Raw genomic sequence first — 22,669 nt, 5'->3', positions numbered from 1 at the left:
GGCATTGACGGTGACCGGAGGATCGACGAAGCCGAAGCGGAGGAAGGCGGCGGGGCCCGCCCTGCGGTACGCGCACCGGCAGGGCAGGCCGGTGGCCGACGAGCCCAAGGAACGGGACTCGAGCTGCGGTGCGGGGTGTCTGATCCTACTCGCGGTGATGGCGCTCATCGTGGCCCAGGCCATGGCCGAGCAGGTCTGGGCCGAGGAGGTGTGGGGCGGGCTCGCCCTCTCCTGGCCGGGCGGCGGGTACGGCTTCGCCGCCGCCGTCGGTGTCCTGGCGCCGTGGGCCCTCGCTTCCTTCGTGGCCCCGCTGACCCGCATCAGCTCGAAGGAGAGCAGGGTTCGTTCGCTGGGCTGGGCCCTCGCCGCTCTGCCGGGGCTGGCCGCCTGCTGGCTGCTCTCGGCCGTGATCCTCTCGACCTTCCGGCCCCAGCACCGCAGTGACTGGGGATCCGACTGCTACAGCCAAGGCGGTCCCTGCTGGGTGCATGAGCAGTTCCCGTTCCTGTGGGCCGTGGGCGTGGCCGCGACCGTCGCCGGCGCGGTGCTCCTGGTCGCCCTGCTCGTCATGTACGACCGCGGGCGCGCCGGCCGCGCCGCTACCTGACCTTCGACATCCGCGCCTCCGGCCGCCCCGACTCCGCGCTCTCCGACCGGTACTGGAGGTCGTCGCCGACGGGCGTGAGGCGGACGGTCGTGGCCGCGGGGTTGCAGCCGTCGTGGTTCTCCTTCGCGCCGACGGACGTCGCGACGAGCTGCTTGTCCGTCACCTGTTTCAGGGTCAGTACGTCGACACAGACGACGCCGAGCTGGTCCGTCTGCCGGAGTCGGCCCAACTCCTCTCCGACCTCGGCCCGTTGGACGGTGATACGGAAGGTGCCCAGGGGCAGCTTGCCGCCGAGGGCGCTGCCCTGGCCCTCCCAGGTGCCGAGGTAGCGGGCGGGGACGGTGGCGGACGGGGCGCTGTCGGCCGCGCTGGAGCCGGCGCTCGCGGACGGGGGGCCGGCGGCGGAGCCTCCGGAGTCGTCGTCGGACCTGCCCGGCAGCAGGTCGAACACGAACACCGAGCCGATCGTCACGGCCGCCATCGCCCCAGCGACCGCGAGGGCCACGGTGCAGCTCACCCTCCGCCCCCGACCATCCCCCTCCGGGGCGGACGTCGCCGCCACGCTGACGGAGACCCTGCCGGGGCGGCGGCCGACGGAGGGTGCGGTGTCCTGGGCGTTGTGGGCGTTGTCGGCGTTGTGAGGGGGGTGGGAGTTGTGCGGGTCGTGGACATCGCGCCCGTCGTGCGCATCGTGCCCGTCGTGCGCATCGTGCCCGTCGTGCGCATCGTGTCCGTCCCGCGGCTGAGGCAGGGACGGCCCCACCGCGGGTACCGGCATCACCGGCGGCGGCCCGAACTCTCCGGCACCCGACGCCGCCACCGACGACCCGAACCCTCCAGCATCCGAAGCCGCCACCGACGACCCGAAACCCCCAACACCCGTCCCCGGAACCGACGCCCCAAACCCCCCAATCCCCGGTACCCCAGTCCCCTCCCCGTCCTCCCGCTCATCCCCCACCACCCCGACCGCCCCGCCCGCCTCCCCCACCGACGGACGACTGAACCCCACCGGCCCCGACGCACCTCCGGAAGCATCCCCCTGCCCCGCCTCCAGGTTCAGCAGTTGCACAGCGCTCCGGCTGACCTGCTCCACCAGTGCCCCGGGGAGCCACCCGGCCGTGACCAGCCGGGCCGTGCCCTCGGGTGCCAGGCGCCGGGCGACCTCGGCGGGGGCCGGCCGGGCTCCCGGGTCCTTGGCCAGGCACGCCTGGGTCAGCTCCCGTATCTCCCCGTCCAGCGCGCCGAGTTCCGGTTCCTCGTGCACGACCTTGTACAGCAGCGCCGCCGAGGAGTCCCCGGGGAACGGCGGTTCCCCGGTCGCCGCGTACGCCAGGACCGCGCCCAGTGAGAAGACGTCCGTCGCGCCCGTGACGCCCTTGCCGAGGATCTGCTCGGGCGACATGTAGCCGGGCGAGCCGATCGAGACGCCGGTGGACGTCAGGGACGCCGTGCCGTCGGTGGCCCGGGCGATCCCGAAGTCGATGAGCAGCGGGCCGTCCAGGGTGAGCAGCACGTTCGACGGCTTCACGTCCCGGTGCACCAGGCCCAGTTCGTGCACGGCCGCCAGCGCCTCGGCGAGCCCCGCCCCCAGCACCCTCACCGTGGGGGCGGGCAGCGGGCCGCCGTCCGCGACGGCCGCCGCCAGGGAGGGGCCCGCCGCGTACGCCGTGGCGACCCACGGCACCGAGGCCTCCGGGTCCGCGTCCAGGACGGTCGCCGTCCAGGCGCCGCCGACCCGGCGCGCGGCCTCGACCTCGCGCCGGAAACGGGCCCGGAACTCCTCGTCGAGCGCGAAGTGCGGGTGCACGATCTTCACCGCGACCGTGCGGCCCCCGGCGCTGCGGCCCAGATAGACCCGGCCCATGCCACCCGAGCCGAGCCGGCCGAGCAGCCGGTAGGGCCCCACGGCCGTAGGTTCGTCGGCTTCCAGTGGCCGCATGGCGTCACCCTCCCCCGGTAAGCCCCGTGATCCCGTAAGCCCCCGTGATCCCGTTAGCCCCCGTGAACCCCGTAAGCCCTCGGGATCGCCGTGATCTCCCGTGATCCCACGTAAACCCCCGTGATCCACGAAAACCCCCGTAGGGCCCGTGCCCCCCGTACGCCTGCCCCTCCAGCAGGGTAGTGCCGAAGCCCGCCGTGCCTTACGGCTCCAGCAGATCCACCTTCACGTCCGCCGGGAATCCGGTCGTCGGCCCCACGCGGCGGGCGAACTCCGCCACCGCCTCCAACTGCGGGCCGCCGAAGCGGAAGTCGAGGGTGGTGAAGTAGTGCGCGAGGGTCTGCTCGTCGAAGGCCTCCCAGCGGGCCGCCTGCTCGGCGACCTTGGCGACCTCCTCCAGGGAGAGGTTGCGGGAGGCGAGGAAGGCCTCGTGCACCTTGCGGGTGATGAACGGCTCGCGCTCGGCGTAGTCGCGGCGCGCCGCCCAGACCGCGAAGACGAACGGCAGTCCCGTCCACTCCTTCCACAGCGCGCCGAGGTCGTGCACCTCCAGGCCGAAGCGCGGCCCGTCGTGCAGGTTGGCCCGCAGCGCCGCGTCCCCGATCAGCACGGCCGCCTCGGCCTCCCGCATCATCAGGCCGAGGTCGGGTGGGCAGGTGTAGTAGTCGGGCTGGACGCCGTAGCGCTCGGACAGGAGCAGCTGGGCCAGGCGGACGGAGGTGCGCGAGGTCGAGCCGAGGGCGACCCGGGCGCCGTCCAGGCGGTCCAGCGGGCCCTGCGAGACGATCACGCACGACATCACCGGGCCGTCGCAGCCGACCGCGATGTCGGGGAAGGCGACGAGCTCGTCGGCGTGCTTGAGGAACTCGACCAGGGTGATCGGCCCGATGTCGAGCTCGCCGTGCACCAGCTTCTCGCTGAGCTTCTCCGGGGTGTCCTTCGTCAGCTCGAAGTCGAGGAGCGTGCCCGTTCTCGCAAGCCCCCAGTACAGAGGCAGACAGTTCAGGAACTGGATGTGGCCGACGCGCGGCCGGGTGCGAGGATTGTCCACATCGTGAGGCTAGCCCTCGGGCGGCACGTACCGGTCTCCGGCCCCGCAGTCTCCGGTACGGGGGGAGGTTCAAACATTCGGGTGACGTGATCTTGACCTCTATTGCATTCGGCGGCCCGCGTGCTAGGCTCGTTCGCAAGTTGCAGTTTGGTTTCCCTTGCAGTACAGAGCCTGCGGAGCATGTGACCGCGGGCTCTCGTCGTTCTCAGACATAAGCAGTTGTGCAGAACTCAATCTTCACACTTGCTGGTTCTGGAGCAGGGCAACCCTTTTGAGCCCAAGGAGGGCTTATGGCTACCGGAACCGTTAAGTGGTTCAACGCCGAAAAGGGCTTTGGTTTCATCGCCCAAGAGGGCGGCGGCCCCGACGTCTTCGTCCACTACTCCGCGATCAATGCGACCGGCTTCCGGTCCCTCGAGGAGAACCAGCAGGTGTCCTTCGACGTCACCCAGGGCCCGAAGGGTCCGCAGGCGGAGAACGTCACCCCTGTCTGATTGAGCGCAGTACCCAAGGAGCCCCGCGCCACCCGGCGACGGGGCTCCTGCCTTTCGCGGCCCGCCCGGCCGGGGAATTCCCTGGCCGGGAGGTGAATTCCCGGAGAATTCTCAGGTCGCCTGGACGGTGTCACACGTGCTGCATGATCAGCACGAACGTCGTTCCGGGCGCGAGTGCTTCGTAGGAATGCGGCACATCCCCTCGATAGGTCATGTAGTCCCCGGGGCCCAGCTCGGCCTCCTGGCCGCTCGGTCCCGCCTTCACCCGTCCCGTGCTGACGACGAGATGTTCGACCGTGCCGGGGATGTGCGGCTCCGACTCCCGGGCCGCGCCGGGCTCCGCCCGCAGGTGGTAGATGTCCCGGCGGGCGCCGGGCGGGCTGGCGGAGAGCAGGGTGGCGACGTAGTTCGCCTGCTCGGACGCCACGGCGGGGCCCTCACCGGCCCGGATCACCTGGACGGCGGGGGCGGGCGGCTCGACCAGCGCGCTGAAGGGCACGCCCAGCGCCACGCCCAGCGCCCACAGCGTCTCCACGCTCGGGTTCCCGGTCGCCGCCTCCAGCTGGGACAGCGTGGACTTGGCGATTCCGGCCCGCTTGGCGAGCTCGGACAGCGACAGCCCGGCCCGGGTGCGTTCGCGCCGCAGGGCGGCGGCGATCCAGTCGAGGGGGAGGCGGGGCGGTACGGGATCGGCCATGGTGTTCGCTCCATCGATACGATTGTTCGCGTTGACGAACAGGGCAGCTACTGTCCATTCTAGAAAACATGCGTTCGGTAAGGCGAACAGCCTCACTCCTTCTCCCCGACCCGGAACTGCTCCGGGACGTCTCCCTCGTCTGCCTGGCCGGCGGCATCGTCGGAGTGTCGTTCGGGGCGATCGCCGTCGCCGGCGGGCTGCCGGTGTGGGTGCCGGTGGTGATGTCGCTCGTGGTGTACGCGGGGTCCGCCCAGTTCAGCGCGGTGGGTGTGCTGCTGGCCGGGGGCGGCCCGGTCGCCGCGGCGGCCACGGGCCTGCTGCTCAACACACGCACGGCGGCCTTCAGCCTGGCCGTCGCGGAGACCCTGGGCCGGGGCCGGCTCGCCCGCTTCGTGGGGGCGCACCTGGTCACCGACGAGACGGTGGCCTTCACGCTCGCCCAGGCCGATCCCGGACGGCGGCGGGTGGCGTTCTGGGTGTCCGGGCTCGGACTGTTCGCCGTGTGGAACGCGGGTGTGCTGGTGGGCGCGCTGGCCGGCAGTGCCCTGGGGGACACGGCGCGGTACGGCCTGGACGCCGCCTTCCCCGCCGTCCTGGCCGCCCTGGTCCTGCCCGCCCTGCGCCAGGACGCGGGCCTGCGGCGCGCAGCCCTCCCCGGCGCCGCGCTGGCCCTGGCGGTGACCCCGGCCGTCCCGGCGGGAGTACCGGTACTGCTGGCACTGGCGGGGCTGGCTCTGTACGGGCGGGGGCGGTCGGCGTGACGGCGAACCTGCCTGGTGCCCGGTCGGTGCCCGCGAGGGGCCGGTCACGCGAGGAGCGGTCGATATGAACGAGACGGTCGCCATGATCCTGGCCCTCGCGGTCGGCACGTACGCCTTCCGCCTGGTCGGCCCGGTCCTGCACGGCCGGGTCACCCTCCCGGCCCGTGCCCAGGAGCTGCTGTCCGCCGGGGCGGTCGTGCTGCTGGTGGCCCTGCTGGCGACGGGCGCCCTCACCGAGGGCGGCTCCTTCGCGGGGTGGGCCCGCCCGGCCGGGGTCCTGGCGGGCGGCGTACTGGCCTGGCGCCGGGCGCCGTTCGCGGTGGTCGTCCTGGGCGCGGCGGGGACGACGGCGGTGTTGCGCGCGGTGGGGGTCGGCTGAAACGCGCCGGGCTGTCAATGGGCCCGAACAGAGGTCGGCTGAAACGCGCCGGGCTGTCAGTGGGCCGGGCTAGGGTCCCGGCCATGACCGACGCCGACTTCGTGACCAGCACCCGCACCTTCTACGACGCCATCGCCGAGGACTACGCCGACCTGTTCCGGGGCGCGCTCGCGGCGATGCCGCTGGACCGGGCGCTGCTGTCCGGGTTCGCCGAGCTCGTCGAGGACGGCGGTCAGGTGGCCGATCTGGGGTGCGGGCCGGGGTGGGTGACGGCGTATCTGGCCTCCCGGGGGCTGGCCGTGTTCGGCGTCGACCTGTCCGAGTCGATGCTCGCGATCGCGCGCCGGGAGAACCCGGGGCTGCGGTTCGAGCAGGGCTCGATGCTGGAGCTCGGCCTGCCGGACGGCGCCCTCGCGGGTGCCGTGTCCTGGTTCTCGATCATCCACACCCCACTGGACCGGCTGCCCGCCCTGTTCGCCGAGTTCCGCAGGGTCCTGGCGCCGGGCGGCCCGCTGCTGGTCGCCTTCCAGACGGGCGACGAGCCCCGGCGCCACGACCGCCCGTTCGGCCACCCGGTCTCCCTGGCCTTCGAGCGGCGGCGGCCGGAGCTCATCGCCGGGCTGCTGGAGGACGCCGGTTTCAGCCTCCTGAGCCGGACGCTGCGCGAACCGGACGACCGGTTCGGGGAGTCGACTCCGCAGGCGTGCCTGATCGCCCGCCGGACCGGGTGAGCTCGGGCAGCAGGGTGGCCAGGCCCAGGACGGCCAGGGCGGCGCCGAGCCAGAGGGGTGCGCGCAGGCCCCACGCGTCGATCGCCACGGCGCCGAGGGAGGAGCCGAGGATGACGCCGAGGGTGATGAAGGAGGAGTGGACGGTGTTGACCAGCGGGCCGGCGTTGCCGGTGCGTTGGACGCGGGTGACCATGGCCGGGTTCATGGTGACGCCGACCAGGCCGATGCCCAGCATGCAGACGACGGCGGGTACGGGCAGGCCGGCGAGGACCGCGAACCCCGTGAGGAACACCGCGTTGAGCAGCAGGCCGACGGCCAGAACGGGCACGGTGCGGCGGTCGGCGAGGCGGCCGACGACCGTGTTGCCGACGACCGTGGCGACACCGTAGGCGGTCAGGAGCACGGGCACGGTGGCGGTGGAGAAGCCGGTGACCTCGGTGAGGATCGGGTTGAAGTAGCTGAACGCGGAGAAGGTGGCGCCGATGATGAGCGTGCTGGTGGACAGCACCCGCCACAGCGTCGGGTTCCGGAAGACACCGGCCTGTGCGCGCAGGCCGCCGCCGCTTCCGGCGCGCTCCAGACGGGGGACGCCCACCAGGGTCACCGCGGCGGCCAGGAGCGTGAGCGCCGAGATGGCCCAGAACGCCGCCCGCCAGCCGAACCGCTCGCCGACCAGCGTGGACAGGGGGAGCCCGAGCAGCGTGCCGAGCATCAGGCCGTTCATGACGACCGCGATCGCCCGGCCCCGTATCTCCGGGCGGGCGAGCTGGACGCACAGCGAGATGCCGACACCGAAGAAGGCCTGGGAGGCGATGCCGGTGATGATCCGGGCGGCCAGCATCACGCCGTAGCCGGTCGCGACGGCGGCGAGGACGTTACCGGCCAGGAAGACGGCGAACAGCACCATCAGCGCGGTACGGGGTGGCAGTCTCATCACCGCCACGGTCAGGAACGGCCCGCCGGCCGCCATGGCCACCGCGAACGCGGTGATCAGGTACCCGATCTGCGGGACCGTGGCGTTCAGGCCGTCGGCCATCTGCGGCATCAGGCCAGCGACCACGAACTCGCTGGTCACCATGGCGAATATGCCGAGCGCCAGGACGTACACGGCACGGGGCACGGTCGTCTCCTCTGCTGTCGTTCGTGTATCGAGCGCTTGTGTATCGAGCGCTTGTGTATCGAGCGCTTGTGTATCGATCGCTTGCGTATCGATCGTTTGGGCGTTGATCGTCGGGTGCCGAGCGTTGGGCGCCGAGTGTTATGTATCGTTCAGTTCAAAACTTGCCCGCGCGAAAGCCCCCCACCAGGGGCATGCGCTCAGGGCGTCAGCGCGTCCAGGGCCGTCTCGGCGATCGCCTCCAGGGCGGCCCGGTCGGCACCGCCCTGGCTGGAGACGCGCAGGCCGGCGACCGTCGCGTTGAGGAAACGGGCCAGGGCGTCGGGGTCACGCGCGGAGGTGATGCTGCCGTCGCGCCGGCCCGCCTCCATCACGGCCCGGAAGGCGGCGAGGCGCCGCGCGGTGTCACGCTCCAGCAGCGCGGCCGCCCGGGGGTCGCGCGCGGCCAGCTCCACGACGGTGTTGACGCCCAGGCAGCCCAGCGCCCGCCCGGCGGTCACCCGGCACTCCGCCTCACTCTCGACGATGCGGGCGAGCAGCGCCCGGACCCGCTCGACGGCCGGCCGCTCCAGGCCGTCCAGGACAGCGAGTTGAGCTTCCGTCATGGCGTCCAGGTAGCGGGCTAGGGCCCGTTCGAACAGGTCGTGCTTGCTCTTGAAGGTGTTGTAGATGCTGCTGCGCCCCAGACCGGTTGCCTCGCACAGGTCCTGCGTGGAGGTGGCCTCGTAGCCCTTCTCCCAGAACGTGCGCATCGCCGCTTCCAGAGCCCGCTCCTCGTCGAACGTCCTCGGTCGGGCCATGGCAGGACTCTAGCACGGTTTTGGATCGGTGGTTCCAATACGCGGGCCGTGGGCCGGGGCCCTCGGGCCGCCGATCACGGTGAGGCAGTCCTGCCAGGGAGGCGGGCTCAGCAGGGGCCGGTGGGAGCGGCCGGTGAAGCGGTCGGGGAAGGGGGCGTCGGGGTCGGCGAGGGGCGGGTAAGTGGCCGTACGGTCGCAGCTCGCGTAGCGGTGGACGATCACCTCGGCCTCGGGGCCGATCACCGCCGCGAGGTCGGCGCGGCGGTCGAGGGCCAGCAGGGCGGCGGGGAAGCCGTCGCCCAACTCCACGTCCCCGACTGGGACACCGCGCTGCTGCCGGCCGAACTGGGGCTGGGCAGGGCTGTCGTGCCCGCGTTGCCGGGTCACGCGGTCCCGCGTGACGACGGCCCCCCGCGACTGGTCTCCCTGCGGGCCCTGCCTCCCCTGTCCGTCGGCTGGGCCGTGCGCCGCTGGGACGCGCTGACCCCGCCGACCCGCGCGTTCGCGGACACCGTGGCGGACAGCTGCCGCCGCAACGCGCCCGCCGCGCCGGGTGGTTGAGGAGGTCGGTCTACTTCAGGCCGATCGCCGCGCAGTCCGCCTCGTACGCCGGGGTGCAGATCTGCCGGACGGTGTAGACGCCGTCCTTGATCACCGTGTCCTTGATGTTGTCCTTCGTGAGGGCGACCACCGGCACCAGCATCGACGGGATCTTCTTCTGCGTGGGGCTGTCGACCTGGTCGCGGGTCAGCGCGTCGAACTCGATGTCGCGGCCCTGGACCTTGGCCACCGCCATCTTCGCGGCGTTGGTCGCCTCCAGCAGGAACGACTTGTAGACCGTCATGTACTGCTCCCCCGAGACGATCCGCTGCACCGCGTCCAGGTTCGCGTCCTGCCCCGTCACCGGCGGGAGGTCGGTGGCGCCCGCCTCCTCGAGCGCCTCGATGACGGCGCCCGCCATGCCGTCGTTGGCCGAGTAGACGGCGGCGATGCCGGTCAGCCCGACGGACCCGATCGCCTTCTTCATGTTCGCCTTGGCGATCTCGGGGGACCACTTCGCGGTGTCGTACTGCTTGACGATGTTCACCTTGCCCCGGAGCTCGCCGAGCGCGCCCTTCTTGAACAGGGCCGTGTTGGGGTCGGCGGGGTCGCCGTTCATCATGACGACCTTGCCGGCCGACGCCTGCGGGCCGAGCGCCTCGACGAGGGAGCGGCCCTGCACCTCGCCGACGAGCTCGTTGTCGTGGGAGACGTACGCGTCGATCGGGCCCTCGGCCAGCCGGTCGTAGGCGATGACCGGGATGCCGGCGTCCTTGGCCTTCGCCACGTCCGACGCGATGGCCTTGGCGTCCAGCGCGTCCACCAGGACGACGTCCACCTCGGCGTCGATCATCTGCTGGAACTGCTCGCTCTGCCGGGCCGCGCTCGCCTCGGCGTTGGCGTAGCGGACCGTGCCCTTGCCGTCGGTGAGGGCGGCGACCTCCTTCTTGATGAGGGGGTAGTCGAACTTCTCGAAGCGCGCCGTGTCCCGGTCGGGCAGCAGCAGCCCCACGGTGATGTCGTCGCCCTTCTCCGGGGCCGCGGAGCTGTCGCTCCCGTCGACGCCGCCGAGGACGCCGCACGCGGCGAGGGAGAGGGCGGCCGCGGAGGCCGCCAGGGGTATGGCGATACGACGCACAGCGGTCCGACGGGTGATACGCGGGTTCACTTCAGGTGCCTTCCGGACAGGGAGCAACATCGCGACCGAGGTGCCTGAAAGCCAACGGGGCGACAGTGGGCGGAGTCAAGAAGTTCGGGTAAAGAGACGGCAACAGCACCTCGCGGACGGCGCCCTACCGCGCGTACAGCCCTTCTACCTCAGCGGCGAAGTCCCGCATGACCGCCTCCCGGCGCAGCTTCATCGACGGTGTCAGATGCCCTGCCTCCTCCGTGAAGTCCACGGGCAGGATCGCGAACCGGCGGATCGACTCCGGGCGGGAGACCAGCTTGTTGGCCTCGTCCACCGCCCGCTGCAGCACGGCCCTCAACTCGGCGTCGTCGACGAGGAGTTTCGGCGGCACCGGGTGCTTGCCGTTCATCCGGCGCCAGTGGGTGATGCCCTCGGGGTCCAGGGTGATCAGGGCCGTGACGTACGGGCGGCCGTCGCCCAGCACCATGCAGTGCGAGATCAGGGGGTGGGAGCGGAGCCAGTTCTCCAGCGGGGCCGGTGCCACGCTCTTGCCGCCCGCGGTGATCAGCATCTCCTTCTTGCGGCCGGTGATCGTCAGGTACCCCTCGTCGTCCAGCTCGCCGAGGTCGCCCGTGGGGAGCCAGCCGTCGGGGGTCGCGGGGACCACCCCGCCCGCCGCCGGGTCCCAGTAGCCGCGCAGGACGTGGTCCCCGGCGACCAGGATCTCGCCGTCGGCGGCTATGCGGATCCGGGTGCCGGGCAGCGGCCAGCCGACCGTGCCCAGGCGGGGTTTCAGCGGGGGCGTGACCGTGGACGCGCCCGTGGTCTCCGTCAGGCCGTAGCCCTCGAAGACCTCGATGCCGGCGCCGGCGTAGAACGCGGCCAGGCTGCGGCCCAGCGGGGAGCCGCCGCAGATGGCGTACTTCACCCGGCCGCCCATGGCGTTGCGCAGACGGCGGTAGACGAGGGGGTCGTAGAAGGCGCGGGCCGTCTTCAGGGACCGGGAGGGGCCCGGGCCCGTGCCGGTCTGGGCCGCCTCCATCGCCTCGCCGTAGCGCCGTGCCACGGACACCGCGCGGTCGAACGACGTCACCCGGCCCGCGGCTTCGGCCTTGGCGCGGGCGACGTTGAACACCTTCTCCAGCATGTACGGGATGGCCAGCAGGCAGGTCGGCCGGAAGCTCGCCAGATCCGGGAGCAGGTCGGCCGACTTGATGCTGGGCGCGTGGCCCAGCCGTACCCGGGCCCGGATGCAGGCGATGGCCACCATGCGGCCGAAGACGTGCGACATGGGCAGGAAGAGCAGGACCGACGCCTCCTCTTTCGTCCGCGCCCGGAAGACCGGGTAGAGCAGCTCGATCGCGTTGTCCACCTCGGCGAAGAAGTTGCCGTGGGTGAGGGCACAGCCCTTGGGGCGGCCGGTCGTGCCCGAGGTGTAGACGAGGGTGGCGAGCGTGTCGGGGGCCAGCATCCCGCGCCGTACCTCGACCTCCGGGTCCGGCACGTGCGCGCCGGCCTCCGCGAGGCGCTCCACGTGGCCCTTCTCGACGACCCACACGTGCCGCAGGTCGGGCAGGCGTTCGCGCTCGGGGCCGAGGGCCGCGGCCTGCGCGACCGTCTCGGTGACGAGGGCGACCGCGCCGGAGTCCTGGAGGATCCAGCGGGCCTGGAAGACGGAGGCCGTGGGGTAGATGGGGACGGTGACCAGGCCGGCCGCCCACGCGGCGAAGTCGAGGAGCGTCCACTCGTAGATCGTGCGGGCCATCACGGCGACCCGGTCGCCGGGCATCAGCCCCTCGGCGATCAGGCCCTTCGCCACGGCCAGCACCTCGTCGGCGAACCGTGCCGCCGTCACGTCCGCCCACCGCCCGTCCGCCGTCTTGCGGCTGAGCACCACGGCGTCCGCGGCCGCGCCCGCGTTGTCGAACGGCAGGTCGGCGAGCGACCCGTGCCGCACGGGCTGCGCGAGGGGCGGTACGGAGGCCTCCCGCACGGCCCCGTCCAGCCGCCGTGTCTCGGGCTCGACGAGGACGGGACCGCCGTACACGTCGTCGAAGGCGGAGGAGGGAAACGCAGTGGACACGGGCGGCTCCTGGGGCGTGCAGCGAAGAACTGCTTGCTGCATGACGTACGTGCCTCGCACGCCGAGGCGCTCAACCGGCAGGACCCGGAGAAATGGGTCACTGCCGGCAGGTAGGGGAGCGTACGGGGCTCACGTGGCGGGTTTGTGCGGGTCCGGGGGTGGTCCGGAGCCAGGCCTGTGCAGTATCGGGGGTTACGTGAGGGTCTTTCACCTTCGCGTCCGCAGCACCTTCACGCCCGCTCCAGGATCGCCGTCACCCCCTGCCCGCCCGCCGCGCACACCGAGATCAATCCTCGTCCGGGGGCGTCCCGTTCGGCGAGGAGTGCGGCGAGGGTCGCGACGATACGGGCGCCGGTGGCGGCGAAGGGGTGACCGGTCGCCAGCGACGAGCCCGCCACGTTCAGACGGGCGCGGTCCACCGGGCCCAGCCCGCGTTTCTCCCAGGCCGCGAGCGTCGCCAGCACCTGGGACGCGAACGCCTCGTGGATCTCGATCAGGTCGAAGTCGTCCAGCCCCAGTCCCGCTCGCTCCAGCATGCGCGGGACCGCGTACGCCGGGGCCATCAGCAGGCCGTCCTCGCCGCCGGCCGCATCGCCGCGCACGAAGTCGACGGCCGCCGTCTCGTACGCCGTCAGATACGCCAGCGGCTCCAGGCCGCGCGCCCGCGCCCACTCCTCGGAGGCCAGCAGCACGACCGCCGCCCCGTCCGTCAGCGGCGTCGAATTGCCCGCGGTCATCGTCGGGTCGGGCTGGTCCAGGCCGAACACCGGCTTCAGGGCGGCCAGTTTCTCCACCGTCGAGCCGGGGCGCAGGTTCTGGTCGCGGGCCAGGCCGCGGAAGGGGACGACCAGGTCCTGGAAGAAGCCGCGTTCGTACGCCGCCGCCAGCCGCTGGTGACTGGCCGCGGCCAACTCGTCCTGCGCCTGGCGGCCGATGCCCCAGGCGCGGGCGGTGACGGCGGCGTGTTCGCCCATCGACAGGCCGGTGCGCGGCTCGGCGTTGCGCGGGATGTCGGGGACCAGATGCGAGGGGCGCACCTTCGCCAGCGCCTTCAGCCGTCCGCCCAGGGACTTCGCCCGCCTGGCCTCCAGCAGAACGCGCCGCAGTCCGTCGTTCACCCCCAGGGGCGCGTCGCTCGCCGTGTCCGCGCCGCCCGCGACGGCCGACTCCGTCTGCCCGAGGGCGATCTTGTTGGCGGCGGCGATGACGGCCTGGAGGCCGGTGCCGCAGGCCTGCTGGATGTCGTAGGCCGGGGTGCGCGGGTCCAGCCGGGAGCCGAGGACCGTCTCGCGGGCGAGGTTGAAGTCGCGGCTGTGCTTGAGGACGGCCCCCGCGACGAACTCCCCCACGGCGCCCGGCTCCTGGAGCCCGTAGCGCTCGACGAGGCCGTTCACCGCCGCCGTGAGCATCTCCTGGTTCGAGGCGGTGGCGTACGGCCCGTCGGAGCGGGCGAACGGGATGCGGGTGCCGCCGACGATCGCGACGCGGCGTGCCTGCGGCGGCTGCGCGGGGCCTGACTTGCGGGGGCTCATCTCGACCTGCTCCTCACCCGTGACATACCCTTACCTCCGGTAACCTTACTCCAGAGTAAGCACGAGTGAGCCTCTTCGGCAGCTGGGAGACGCACATGGCCGACCGCTATCTGAGCTTCACCGGCACGGCGCCCGGCCGCTTCCTGACCCGCCGCCTGGGCCTTCCGCAGCCCGCGGTGCTGCGGCGCTGGTCGCCCGAGCGGCCCGTGCTGGACGGCGGCCTCCTCCACGTCACCGCCGGCAAGTCCGGCCTGGACCTCGCGCCCGTCCTCATCCGTACGGGACTCGGGGCCGACTCGGGCCGGCCCGCCGCCGTCGTCCTGGACGCCACCGGCGTACGGGACGCCGAAGGGCTGGGCGAGGTCCATGCGGTGCTGCACCCCGTCGTACGGTCGGTCGCGACCAGCGGCCGCGTGGTCGTCCTGGGCGCCCCGCTCGATGCCGCCGACCACCATCAGGCCGCCGCCCAGCAGGCCCTGGAGGGCCTCACCCGCTCCCTCGGCAAGGAGATCGGCCGGGGCAGGACCGTGAACCTGGTCCGCCTCACCGACGCGCCCGCCGCCGAGTCCACCCTGCGTTTCCTGCTCTCGCCCAAGTCGGCCTACGTCAGCGGCCAGGTGATCCACGTCGGCTCCGGCGAGGTGGAGGCGCCCGCCGACGGGGACCGCCCCCTCGCCGGCCGCACCGCCCTGGTCACCGGCGCCGCGCGCGGCATCGGCGAGGCCGTCGCCGAGACGCTGGCCAGGGACGGTGCCCGGGTCGTCGTCCTCGACGTGCCGCAGGCCGAGCGGGACGCCCGGCGCGTCGCCGACCGGCTCGGCGGCACCGCGCTCCCCCTCGACATCACGGCCGCCGACGCGGGCGAGCGGATCGCCGCGGCCCTCCCGGACGGCCTGGACATCCTGGTCCACAACGCGGGCATCACCCGCGACCGGCGGCTGGTCAACATGCCCGCCGAACGCTGGAGTCAGGTCCTCGACGTCAATCTCGCGAGTGTGCTGCGCACCACCGACGCGCTGCTCGCGACCGGCACGATCAAGCCCCGGGGTCGGATCGTGGCGACGGCGTCCATCGCGGGCCTGGCCGGGAACGCGGGCCAGACGAACTACGCGGCGAGCAAGGCCGGCATCGTCGGCCTGGTCCGCTCCCTGGCGCCGCGCGCCCTGGTAGAGCACGGGGTCACGGTCAACGCGGTCGCGCCGGGCTTCATCGAGACGAAGATGACCGCCGCCGTCCCCCTGCTCATCCGCGAGGCGGGCCGTCGTATGAACTCCCTCGCCCAGGGCGGACTGCCCGTGGACGTCGCCGAGACCACCGCCTGGCTGGCCCATCCGGGCTCGGGCGCGGTCAACGGGCAGGTCGTCCGCGTATGCGGCCAGAGCCTGCTGGGGGCGTAGTGACCATCACCCTGACCACGGCTCCCTCCCTGCCGCCGCTCCTCGCCCGCGGCGCCCTGCTGTCCCCCTTCAAACGGCCCGGCCCCGACGCCGAGTTCCCGCGCGGCGAACTCGTGCTGCCCGGCGTGCGCGTCGACCTGGCGCGGCTGGCCGCGTACGAGCGGGTGTGCGGGTTCCCGACCGGGGAGGACGCCCTGCCGGTGACCTATCCGCATGTGCTCGGCTTCCCGCTGGCCATGCGGCTGATGAGCGGCCGGGATTTCCCGCTGCCGCTGCTGGGCCTGGTCCACACCTCGGTCTCGATCACCCGCTACCGGAGGCTCGCGGCCACCGGGGAGTACGAACTCACCGTGTACGTCGAGGGGTTGGCGCCCCACCGGCGCGGCACGCAGGCGGCGGTGGTCACCGAGACGCGGGCCGGCGGCGAGCTGGTGTGGGAGTCGCGCAGCACCTACCTGGCCCGGCACCGCACGCGACACCGGGCCGCCGAGCCCGCCGAGCCCGCCGGGATGGAGCGCGAGCGGCTGCCGGTCGTCGCCGAGTGGCGGCTCGCCGGGGATGTCGGGCGGCGCTACGGTGCCGCGTCCGGGGACCGCAACCCGATCCACCTGCACCCGCTCGGCGCCCGGCTGTTCGGCTTCCCCCGGGCCATCGCGCACGGCATGTGGACCGTGGCCCGCTGCCTGGCCGCACACGGCACACCGGACGCGGCCGTCGTACGGGCGGATTTCCGGGCTCCGGTGCTGCTGCCGGGGACCGTGACGTACGCGGCGCAGGGCGGCCGCTTCGAACTGCGCGGCGGGAACGACCGGCTCCACCTGACCGGCGAGGTCTACCCCGCCTGACGGGGGTCCGGCTCGTCCGGCGGCGACCAAGGGCGCCCCGCCATGAGGTCGCCCAGGCCCGCCCACGCGAAGTTCATCAGGGTGGCCGCCGCCTGCTTGGCGGTGACACCGGGGGTGGCGTTCGCCCAGGCGGCGAGGGACTCGGCGGCGCCGACCAGGGCCTCGGCGAGGCCGGCGACCTCGCGCTCCGGCAGGTCCGGGTCGCGGTGGGCCTCGCGCGCGGCGGCGAGGATCAGCTGGGTCACGAACGCGACGATCTCCTCGCGCATCGCGGTGACTTCGGCGGCGAAGGGCTCGCCGTGGGTGCGGGCCTGGAGGTGCAGCACCGCCCAGCCGTCCGGGTTCTGCGCGGTGTGCGTGAAGAACGCCCGCAGCCCGTCCCAGAGTTGGCGGTCGGCGGGGAGGTCGGGGCGGACGCCCGCGCGGACCGCCGCCGTGAGCGCGGCGGCCTCGCGACGGATGCAGGCCGTGAAGAGGTCTTCCTTCGAGTTCAGGTACAGGTACACCAACGGCTTGGAGACGCCCGCGAGTTCGGCTATCTCGTCCATCGAGGCGGCCATGTACCCGCGTTGCCCGAAGGTCCGTACGGCGGCGTCCAGCATCTGCTGCTCACGGACCGCACGCGGCATCCGCTTGCTCTTCACGGCACCCATGCGGATCAGCGTACGGTCCGAGGCGTCCGGCCAGGTCTCCTTCAGGCCGCGCCGGGCCCCCGTCCGGGTCCCCGGCAGGGCCCCGCCGGAGACCGGTCAGGTCCCGTCAGGCCGTGGCCGGCACCTGCCGCGGCTCGTCCGCGGGCTCCGCCGGACCGGCCGGCTCGTCCACCGGGGAGGCGCCGACGCTGCCGTACGCGTCCCGGTCGAGCAGGCCCTCGCGGGCCGAGACGACCACCGGCACCAGGGCCTGCCCGGCGACGTTGGTCGCGGTGCGGATCATGTCGAGGATCGGGTCGATCGCGAGGAGCAGGCCCACACCCTCCATGGGGAGGCCGAGCGTGGACAGGGTCAGGGTCAGCATGACCGTCGCGCCGGTGAGCCCGGCCGTGGCGGCGGAGCCGACCACCGACACGAACGCGATCAGCAGGTAGTCGCCGATTCCGAGCTGGATGTCGAAGATCTGGGCGACGAAGATCGCGGCGATGGCCGGGTAGATGGCGGCGCAGCCGTCCATCTTCGTCGTGGCGCCGAAGGGCACCGCGAAGGAGGCGTACTCGCGCGGCACGCCGAGCCGCTCGGTGACCTTCTGGGTCAGCGGCATGGTGCCCACCGACGAGCGGGACACGAAGGCCAGCTGGATCGCGGGCCAGGCGCCCTTGAAGAACTGGATCGGGTTGGCCTTGGCGACGGTGGCGAGCAGCACCGGGTAGACCACGAACAGCACGATGAGGCAGCCGACGTAGATGTCGGCGGTGAAGGTGGCGTACTTGCCGATCAGGTCCCAGCCGTAGGTGGCGATGGCGTTGCCGATGAGGCCGACCGTGCCGAGCGGAGCGAGCCGGATGACCCACCACAGGGCCTTCTGCAGCAGTTCGAGGACGGACTCGCTCAGGGTGAGGATCGGCTGGGCCTTCTCGCCGAGCTGGAGGGCGGCGATACCGGCGACGGCGGCCATGAAGACGATCTGGAGCACGTTCAGCTCGGTGAACGGCGTGATCACGTCGGGCGGGATGATGCCGGTGAGGAAGTCGAGCCAGGAGCCGGTGGTCTCGGGCTTCGCCCCGTCCCTCGGGGTGAGGCCGGTACCGGCACCGGGGTTGGTGACCAGGCCGATGACGAGGCCGATGCTGACCGCGATCAGCGACGTGATCATGAACCAGAGGAGGGTGCGCGAGGCCAGGCGGGCCGCGTTGTTGACCTTCCGCAGGCTGGTGATCGAGACGAGGATCGCGAAGAAGACGAGCGGGGCGACGGCGAGCTTCAGCAGGCCGACGAAGGTGTCGCCGATCTTCTCCAGGGTCGTCACGAGCCAGGACAGGTCCTGGCTGCGGGCCAACCAGCCGAGCAGGACGCCCAGGACGAGGCCGGCGAGTATCTGGGCCCAGAAGGGCACCTTGAAGGACTTCGTGTGCGTGGACACGGACATGCTCCGTTGGGGACGCGTAGGGACTGACGTGGATGACGGTGGAGGAACGTCAGGGACGACAGGTCGCCGACGCGCACCGGCACAGGTCCACGTGCAGACGCGCCACGAGCGGAACGCTCCGGGGCATGGGGGACGCGGCTGCGGGCTTCATACGAAGACCTTAACACCTGAACTTTGAGAGCCTCAAAGCCTGGCTTTGAGAGGCGGGTAGCCGCAATCGCCCATAGAACGCAAAGGGAGATTTTTCAGGAAGTCTGGCCCTGGGTCCGGGCGGCGTCGTCGGCCACGTCCTCCTGGCTGCGGTTGGCCTCCAGGTTGGCCTTCACCCGGTCCACCTTCTGAACGATCTGCATGGAGGCGCGGTCCCGCTCCTTGCGCAGCACCACGAAGCTGATCGGGGCCGAGATCACCAGGGAGAGCAGGATGATCCACATGCCGTTCGACGAGCCGAGGCCACGCGGGAAGACCCCGGCGTAGACGAGGCCCCAGACGACCACGAGGCAGCCCACGAAGATCCCGAGGCGCATCAGCGTGTAGCGGAGCATCTCAATCCACTCTTCCGTTTCCGGCACAAACAGGCACCGTCCAGTGAAGCACGCCGGGGTGCGGATCTCGCAGGGGGGTACGAGCAGCAGATACGAGCAGCAGGTACCGCGGGGGGACAGGCAGGGGACGGGCAGGACGTACGAGGCTCAGGTCAGCGGCAGGAGCATGATGATGTCCTCGCGGTCGTCGCCCGGGGCGACGCGGATCGCGCCGGGGATCCGGCCGACCTCCTTGTAGCCGCAGGACGCGTAGAAGCGCTCCAGGCCGAGGCCGCCCCGGCAGGTGAGCCGGATCGCCTCGATGCCGTCGAAGGTGCGGGCCGCGTCGGTGGCCGCCGCCAGCAGGTCACGGCCGTAACCCCTGCCCTGGTGCCGGGGGTGCACCATCACCGTGTACAGCCACACCCAGTGCGTCTGCAGCCGGTGGGTGTTGTGGTGGAAGAAGGCGGTGGCGGCCACCCGGCCCTCCTCGTCGTGTCCCACGAGCAGCCGGGCCCGTCCCTCCGCCATGGCCACGAAGTGCTTCACCAGCTCGGGCCGGATCGCCTCCCGTTCCACCGGCGGCACGAAGCCGACGGCTCCGCCCGCGTTGGAGACGTCGGCCCACAGGTCGAGGATGCCGTCGCGCAACTCGGGGGTGACGGCGGGATCGAGCGTGAAGGTAAGGGGCATGCGGGGATCGTAGCCGTTACGAAAGTACGCGCGCCGCCACCTTCAGATCTTCCAGCAGCCCTCGGTACGCCGCCTCCCGGTCGTCCGCCCGCAGCACCGAGGACGGGTGCACCGTCGGCACGAGCAGCTCGCGCCGCCCGTGGATCTCCTCCTCCAGCACCGTCCCGCGCACCTGCGTGACCCGGAACGACGAGCCGAGCAGGGCCTTGCCGGCGGTGGCGCCCAGGACCACGATCAGCTCGGGCTCGACGATCGCCAGCTCGGCGGCCAGCCACGGCCCGCACGCGGTCATCTCGCGCAGCGTCGGCGCCTTGTGGATGCGCCGCTTGCGGGGCTCGGCCTGGGTGAACTTGAAGTGCTTGACCGCGTTGGTCACGTACGTCTCGCCGGGGTCGATGCCGGCTTCTGCGAGGGCTCGGTCGAGGAGTTTTCCGGCGGGGCCCACGAACGGTGTGCCCTGGCGGTCCTCCTGGTCGCCGGGCTGCTCGCCGACGAGCATGACGCGGGCGTGGGTGTTTCCGGTGCCGAAGACCGTCTGGGTGGCGTCCCTGTGCAGGGGGCAGCCCCGGCAGCCGGCGGCTGCCTGACGCAGCTCGTCGAGTCCTGCCCCTTCGGGGACGAAGGGCTCGGCTGTGTAGGCGTCCTCGGGAGCCTTCGTGGTGGGCATGCCGGACGGGTACCCCTTGGTGCGGGCGCCGAACGAAGGGGCCCCCGTCGGCCTCACACCCGCATCGGCTGCGGCGACTCCCTGCGCGCCGGGTCGGGACCGTCGTACTCCCGGATGATCTCGTAGCGCGTGTTGCGCTCCACCGGGCGGAAGCCCGCGTCGCGGATCAGGTCCAGCAGGTCGTCGCGGGTGAGCTTGTTCGGCGTGCCGAAGTTGTCCGCGTCGTGCGTGATCTTGTACTCGACGACCGAGCCGTCCATGTCGTCCGCGCCGAACTGCAGGGCGAGCTGGGCGGTGTTGACGCCGTGCATCACCCAGAAGACCTTGACGTGCGGCACGTTGTCGAAGAGCAGCCGGGAGACGGCGAAGGTCTTCAGGGCTTCCGCGCCGGTCGCCATCTGCGTCCGGGCCTGGAGGCGGTTGCGTACCTTGCCGTCCTTCATGTCGACGAAGTCGTGCTGGTAGCGCAGCGGGATGAAGACCTGGAACCCGCCGGTCTCGTCCTGGAGTTCACGCAGCCGCAGCACGTGGTCGACGCGGTGGTGGGGCTCCTCGATGTGGCCGTACAGCATGGTGCACGGGGTCTTCAGCCCCTTCTCGTGCGCCAGCCGGTGGATGCGCGACCAGTCCTCCCAGTGGGTGCGGTGATCGACGATGTGCTGCCGGACCTCCCAGTCGAAGATCTCCGCGCCGCCGCCGGTGAGGGACTCCAGCCCGGCGTCGATGAGTTCGTCGAGGATCTCGGAGGCGGTGAGCCCGGAGATGGTCTCGAAGTGGTGGATCTCGGTGGCGGTGAAGGCCTTCAGGGAGACGTTCGGGAGGGCCTTCTTCAGCTCCCGCAGCGAGCGCGGGTAGTAGCGCCACGGCAGGTTCGGATGCAGCCCGTTGACGATGTGCAGCTCGGTGAGGTTCTCCGACTCCATCGCCTTGGCGAGCTTGACGGCCTCCTCGATGCGCATCGTGTACGCGTCCTTCTCCCCCGGCTTGCGCTGGAAGGAGCAGTACGCGCAGGAGGCCGTGCACACGTTGGTCATGTTGAGGTGCCGGTTGACGTTGAAGTGGACCACGTCACCGTTCTTGCGGGTGCGCACCTCGTGGGCGAGCCCGCCGAGCCAGGCCAGGTCGTCCGACTCGTACAGCGCGATGCCGTCCTCGCGGGTCAGCCGCTCACCGGAGCGGACCTTCTCCTCCAGCTCGCGCTTGAGCCCGACGTCCATGCCGTTACCTCCACCTAGAGACAGACTTCGTCAACCGTACTCCCCCGCCCTTCGGGCGGCGGGACCCCCGAACGACGCTCCGCGCCTACGCCGGTTCGGGCAGCTCACCCACCCGGTTCTCCCACTTCGTGGACAGCACGATGGTGGTACGGGTCCGGGAGACGCCCTTCGTCCCCGACAGCCGCCGGATGATCTTCTCCAGGCCGTCCACATCCGTGGCCCGCACCTTGAGCATGAACGAGTCGTCGCCCGCGATGAACCAGCAGTCCTCGATCTCGGGCAGGTCCTTCAGCCGGCGTGCCACGTCCTCGTGGTCGGCGGCGTCCGAGAGCGAGATGCCGATCAGGGCGGTGACGCCGAGGCCGAGCGAGGCGGAGTCCACGGTGGCGCGGTAGCCGGTGATGACACCGGCCGCCTCCAGCCGGTTGATGCGGTCGGTGACGCTGGGTCCCGACAGGCCGACGAGGCGTCCCAGCTCCGCGTAGGAGGCCCGGCCGTTCTCCCTCAGGGCCTGGATGAGCTGCCTGTCCACCGCGTCCATGCGATCGAAGCCTTCCGCTGAAGAGGTCTGAGAGGTCTGAGAGGTCTGAAGAGTTCTGGAGAGTGAGGGTGAGGTGCTCAGGTGGTACGGGACCCGCCGCCGAGCTCACCCTCCCAACGGCGATAGAGCCGATGCGGCACGCCCGCCGCGTCGAGTACGCGTCCGGCGACGAAGTCCACCAGGTCCTGGATGTGCGTCGCGCCCGCGTAGAAGGCCGGTGAGGCGGGCACCACGGTCGCGCCCGCGTCGTCGAGGGCCACGAGGTGCCGCAGCGTCTGCCCGTTGAGGGGGGTCTCCCGTACGGCCACGACGAGCTTGCGCCCCTCCTTCAGGGTCACGCTCGCGGCCCGCTGCAACAGGTCCTTCGACAGACCGAGCGCCACCCCGGCCACGCAGGCCGTCGAGGCGGGCACGATCAGCATGCCCCGGGCGGGATACGAGCCGGAGGACGGCCCGGCGGCGAGGTCACCGGCGTTCCAGTACCGCACGCCGTCGAGGTCGACTGCGAAGGTGCCGGGCTTCCCGTCGGCCCCGCGGGACAGCCATTCCCGCAGGTCGTCCTGCCAGTGGGCGTCCCGGAACGAGATCCCGGTCTCATCCAGCAGGGTGAGCCGTGAGGCGCGGCTGACGACCAGGTCGACGCTCTCCCCGGCGGCGAGAAGCGCGCGCAGCACGGAGGCGGCATACGGTGTGCCGGAGGCGCCGGACACCCCTACGATCCAAGGCGTACGCGCCGTCTCTCCTGGCTTGACTGGGTTCACGACACCGAGCCTATCCGGCGTCGCAGGGTGGGAACCGGCCAAGGGGGCCCGGTCGTTCCCCGGAGGGGACGAGCGAGCTGGG

The 22,669-nt window shown here is 71.9% G+C and carries 25 protein-coding genes and 1 pseudogene; 8 read left to right on the top strand and 18 right to left on the bottom strand.

Translation table 11 applies throughout. From position 1 onward, the window contains the following. Nucleotides 1–10: 10 nt before the first annotated feature. The gene (locus ACYVMZ_RS25390; protein WP_461083441.1) at nucleotides 11–607 is read left to right on the top strand and encodes a hypothetical protein; all 597 of its coding nucleotides are present in this window, start codon (nucleotides 11–13) and stop codon (nucleotides 605–607) included. Here the strand turns inward: ACYVMZ_RS25390 and ACYVMZ_RS25385 are convergent. Together ACYVMZ_RS25385 and ACYVMZ_RS25380 are read right to left on the bottom strand one after the other, a co-directional pair. Next, the gene (locus ACYVMZ_RS25385; protein ID WP_461083439.1) at nucleotides 600–2,546 is read right to left on the bottom strand and encodes a protein kinase domain-containing protein; all 1,947 of its coding nucleotides are present in this window, start codon (nucleotides 2,544–2,546) and stop codon (nucleotides 600–602) included. The genes ACYVMZ_RS25390 and ACYVMZ_RS25385 overlap by 8 nt on opposite strands. Before the next feature lie 202 nt (nucleotides 2,547–2,748). Beyond that, entirely contained in the window at nucleotides 2,749–3,597 is an 849-nt protein-coding gene (locus tag ACYVMZ_RS25380) for a menaquinone biosynthetic enzyme MqnA/MqnD family protein (protein WP_461083437.1), read from the bottom strand. A 290-nt stretch (nucleotides 3,598–3,887) separates the two neighbouring features. On the opposite strand from ACYVMZ_RS25380, the gene ACYVMZ_RS25375 reads away from it, so the two are divergent. Further along, nucleotides 3,888–4,091 carry a cold-shock protein gene (locus ACYVMZ_RS25375; RefSeq protein WP_004984723.1) on the top strand — a complete coding sequence of 68 codons (204 nt, stop codon included), beginning with the start codon at nucleotides 3,888–3,890 and terminating at the stop codon, nucleotides 4,089–4,091. Nucleotides 4,092–4,221: 130 nt separating this feature from the next. On the opposite strand, the gene ACYVMZ_RS25370 is transcribed toward ACYVMZ_RS25375, so the two are convergent. Next, complete coding sequence (locus tag ACYVMZ_RS25370; protein ID WP_461083434.1) at nucleotides 4,222–4,788, bottom strand: helix-turn-helix domain-containing protein; 567 nt, start codon at nucleotides 4,786–4,788, stop codon at nucleotides 4,222–4,224. 68 nt (nucleotides 4,789–4,856) lie between these two features. Between ACYVMZ_RS25370 and ACYVMZ_RS25365 the strand changes: the two genes are divergently transcribed. From ACYVMZ_RS25365 to ACYVMZ_RS25355, 3 genes are all read left to right on the top strand, one after another. Further along, nucleotides 4,857–5,549 (top strand): AzlC family ABC transporter permease, encoded by a 693-nt coding sequence (locus tag ACYVMZ_RS25365; RefSeq protein WP_461083433.1) that lies wholly within the window; start codon nucleotides 4,857–4,859, stop codon nucleotides 5,547–5,549. 64 nt (nucleotides 5,550–5,613) lie between these two features. Continuing rightward, nucleotides 5,614–5,928, top strand: a complete 315-nt coding sequence (locus tag ACYVMZ_RS25360) for an AzlD domain-containing protein (RefSeq protein ID WP_461083430.1) — start codon at nucleotides 5,614–5,616, stop codon at nucleotides 5,926–5,928. Nucleotides 5,929–6,011: 83 nt separating this feature from the next. Then, on the top strand, nucleotides 6,012–6,659 hold the full coding sequence (locus ACYVMZ_RS25355) for a class I SAM-dependent methyltransferase (RefSeq protein ID WP_461083428.1): 648 nt from the start codon (nucleotides 6,012–6,014) through the stop codon (nucleotides 6,657–6,659). On the opposite strand, the gene ACYVMZ_RS25350 is transcribed toward ACYVMZ_RS25355, so the two are convergent. The 3 genes from ACYVMZ_RS25350 to ACYVMZ_RS25340 form a co-directional block, all read right to left on the bottom strand. Continuing rightward, nucleotides 6,568–7,779 carry an MFS transporter gene (locus ACYVMZ_RS25350; RefSeq protein WP_461083426.1) on the bottom strand — a complete coding sequence of 404 codons (1,212 nt, stop codon included), beginning with the start codon at nucleotides 7,777–7,779 and terminating at the stop codon, nucleotides 6,568–6,570. The genes ACYVMZ_RS25355 and ACYVMZ_RS25350 overlap by 92 nt on opposite strands. A gap of 197 nt (nucleotides 7,780–7,976) precedes the next feature. Then, a complete protein-coding gene (locus ACYVMZ_RS25345; protein ID WP_461083424.1) occupies nucleotides 7,977–8,576 on the bottom strand; it encodes a TetR/AcrR family transcriptional regulator in 600 nt (199 codons plus the stop codon). 9 nt (nucleotides 8,577–8,585) lie between these two features. Further along, complete coding sequence (locus ACYVMZ_RS25340; protein ID WP_461083422.1) at nucleotides 8,586–8,885, bottom strand: DUF6817 domain-containing protein; 300 nt, start codon at nucleotides 8,883–8,885, stop codon at nucleotides 8,586–8,588. Here ACYVMZ_RS25340 and ACYVMZ_RS25335 point away from each other — a divergent pair. Next, nucleotides 8,886–9,137, top strand: a pseudogene (locus ACYVMZ_RS25335) (LysR family transcriptional regulator); the annotation flags it as partial. Between the two features lie 10 nt (nucleotides 9,138–9,147). On the opposite strand, the gene ACYVMZ_RS25330 reads toward ACYVMZ_RS25335, so the two are convergent. The 3 genes from ACYVMZ_RS25330 to ACYVMZ_RS25320 all read right to left on the bottom strand — a co-directional run bounded on the left by ACYVMZ_RS25330 (nucleotide 9,148) and on the right by ACYVMZ_RS25320 (nucleotide 13,860). Further along, entirely contained in the window at nucleotides 9,148–10,314 is a 1,167-nt protein-coding gene (locus tag ACYVMZ_RS25330; RefSeq protein WP_461083420.1) for a sugar ABC transporter substrate-binding protein, read from the bottom strand. A gap of 94 nt (nucleotides 10,315–10,408) precedes the next feature. Next, complete coding sequence (locus tag ACYVMZ_RS25325) at nucleotides 10,409–12,370, bottom strand: AMP-dependent synthetase/ligase (RefSeq protein ID WP_461083418.1); 1,962 nt, start codon at nucleotides 12,368–12,370, stop codon at nucleotides 10,409–10,411. Between the two features lie 188 nt (nucleotides 12,371–12,558). Further along, nucleotides 12,559–13,860 carry an acetyl-CoA C-acetyltransferase gene (locus ACYVMZ_RS25320; protein ID WP_461083416.1) on the bottom strand — a complete coding sequence of 434 codons (1,302 nt, stop codon included), beginning with the start codon at nucleotides 13,858–13,860 and terminating at the stop codon, nucleotides 12,559–12,561. 95 nt (nucleotides 13,861–13,955) lie between these two features. Here ACYVMZ_RS25320 and ACYVMZ_RS25315 point away from each other — a divergent pair, with 95 nt between their 5' ends. Beyond that, nucleotides 13,956–15,257 carry a 3-oxoacyl-ACP reductase gene (locus ACYVMZ_RS25315; protein ID WP_461083611.1) on the top strand — a complete coding sequence of 434 codons (1,302 nt, stop codon included), beginning with the start codon at nucleotides 13,956–13,958 and terminating at the stop codon, nucleotides 15,255–15,257. Further along, complete coding sequence (locus ACYVMZ_RS25310; protein ID WP_461083414.1) at nucleotides 15,230–16,102, top strand: MaoC/PaaZ C-terminal domain-containing protein; 873 nt, start codon at nucleotides 15,230–15,232, stop codon at nucleotides 16,100–16,102. Before ACYVMZ_RS25315 ends, ACYVMZ_RS25310 begins: the two co-directional genes overlap by 28 nt. Here ACYVMZ_RS25310 and ACYVMZ_RS25305 read toward each other — a convergent pair. The 9 genes from ACYVMZ_RS25305 to ACYVMZ_RS25265 form a co-directional block, all read right to left on the bottom strand. After that, nucleotides 16,090–16,755, bottom strand: coding sequence for a TetR/AcrR family transcriptional regulator (locus tag ACYVMZ_RS25305; protein ID WP_461083412.1), 666 nt, complete (start codon nucleotides 16,753–16,755; stop codon nucleotides 16,090–16,092). The two genes, ACYVMZ_RS25310 and ACYVMZ_RS25305, sit on opposite strands and share 13 nt — an antisense overlap. Before the next feature lie 106 nt (nucleotides 16,756–16,861). After that, a complete protein-coding gene (locus ACYVMZ_RS25300) occupies nucleotides 16,862–18,184 on the bottom strand; it encodes a dicarboxylate/amino acid:cation symporter (RefSeq protein WP_461083410.1) in 1,323 nt (440 codons plus the stop codon). A 49-nt stretch (nucleotides 18,185–18,233) separates the two neighbouring features. Further along, a complete protein-coding gene (locus ACYVMZ_RS25295; RefSeq protein ID WP_461083609.1) occupies nucleotides 18,234–18,311 on the bottom strand; it encodes a putative leader peptide in 78 nt (25 codons plus the stop codon). 118 nt (nucleotides 18,312–18,429) lie between these two features. Next, a complete protein-coding gene (locus ACYVMZ_RS25290) occupies nucleotides 18,430–18,729 on the bottom strand; it encodes a DUF4229 domain-containing protein (protein WP_461083607.1) in 300 nt (99 codons plus the stop codon). 147 nt (nucleotides 18,730–18,876) lie between these two features. Beyond that, complete coding sequence (locus tag ACYVMZ_RS25285) at nucleotides 18,877–19,401, bottom strand: GNAT family N-acetyltransferase (protein WP_461083408.1); 525 nt, start codon at nucleotides 19,399–19,401, stop codon at nucleotides 18,877–18,879. 16 nt (nucleotides 19,402–19,417) lie between these two features. Continuing rightward, nucleotides 19,418–20,068, bottom strand: a complete 651-nt coding sequence (locus ACYVMZ_RS25280) for a UdgX family uracil-DNA binding protein (protein ID WP_461083406.1) — start codon at nucleotides 20,066–20,068, stop codon at nucleotides 19,418–19,420. 53 nt (nucleotides 20,069–20,121) lie between these two features. Then, nucleotides 20,122–21,285 (bottom strand): aminofutalosine synthase MqnE, encoded by a 1,164-nt coding sequence (mqnE, locus tag ACYVMZ_RS25275; protein ID WP_461083404.1) that lies wholly within the window; start codon nucleotides 21,283–21,285, stop codon nucleotides 20,122–20,124. Between the two features lie 85 nt (nucleotides 21,286–21,370). Then, entirely contained in the window at nucleotides 21,371–21,826 is a 456-nt protein-coding gene (locus ACYVMZ_RS25270) for an Lrp/AsnC family transcriptional regulator (protein ID WP_461083402.1), read from the bottom strand. A gap of 77 nt (nucleotides 21,827–21,903) precedes the next feature. Further along, on the bottom strand, nucleotides 21,904–22,587 hold the full coding sequence (locus ACYVMZ_RS25265) for a UbiX family flavin prenyltransferase (RefSeq protein ID WP_461083400.1): 684 nt from the start codon (nucleotides 22,585–22,587) through the stop codon (nucleotides 21,904–21,906). Nucleotides 22,588–22,669 lie beyond the last annotated feature (82 nt).

It is taken from the genome of Streptomyces deserti (genome assembly GCF_054782695.1).
Note: the sequence above shows the minus strand (reverse complement) of the source record. Positions and strands in the feature narration are given on the sequence as shown.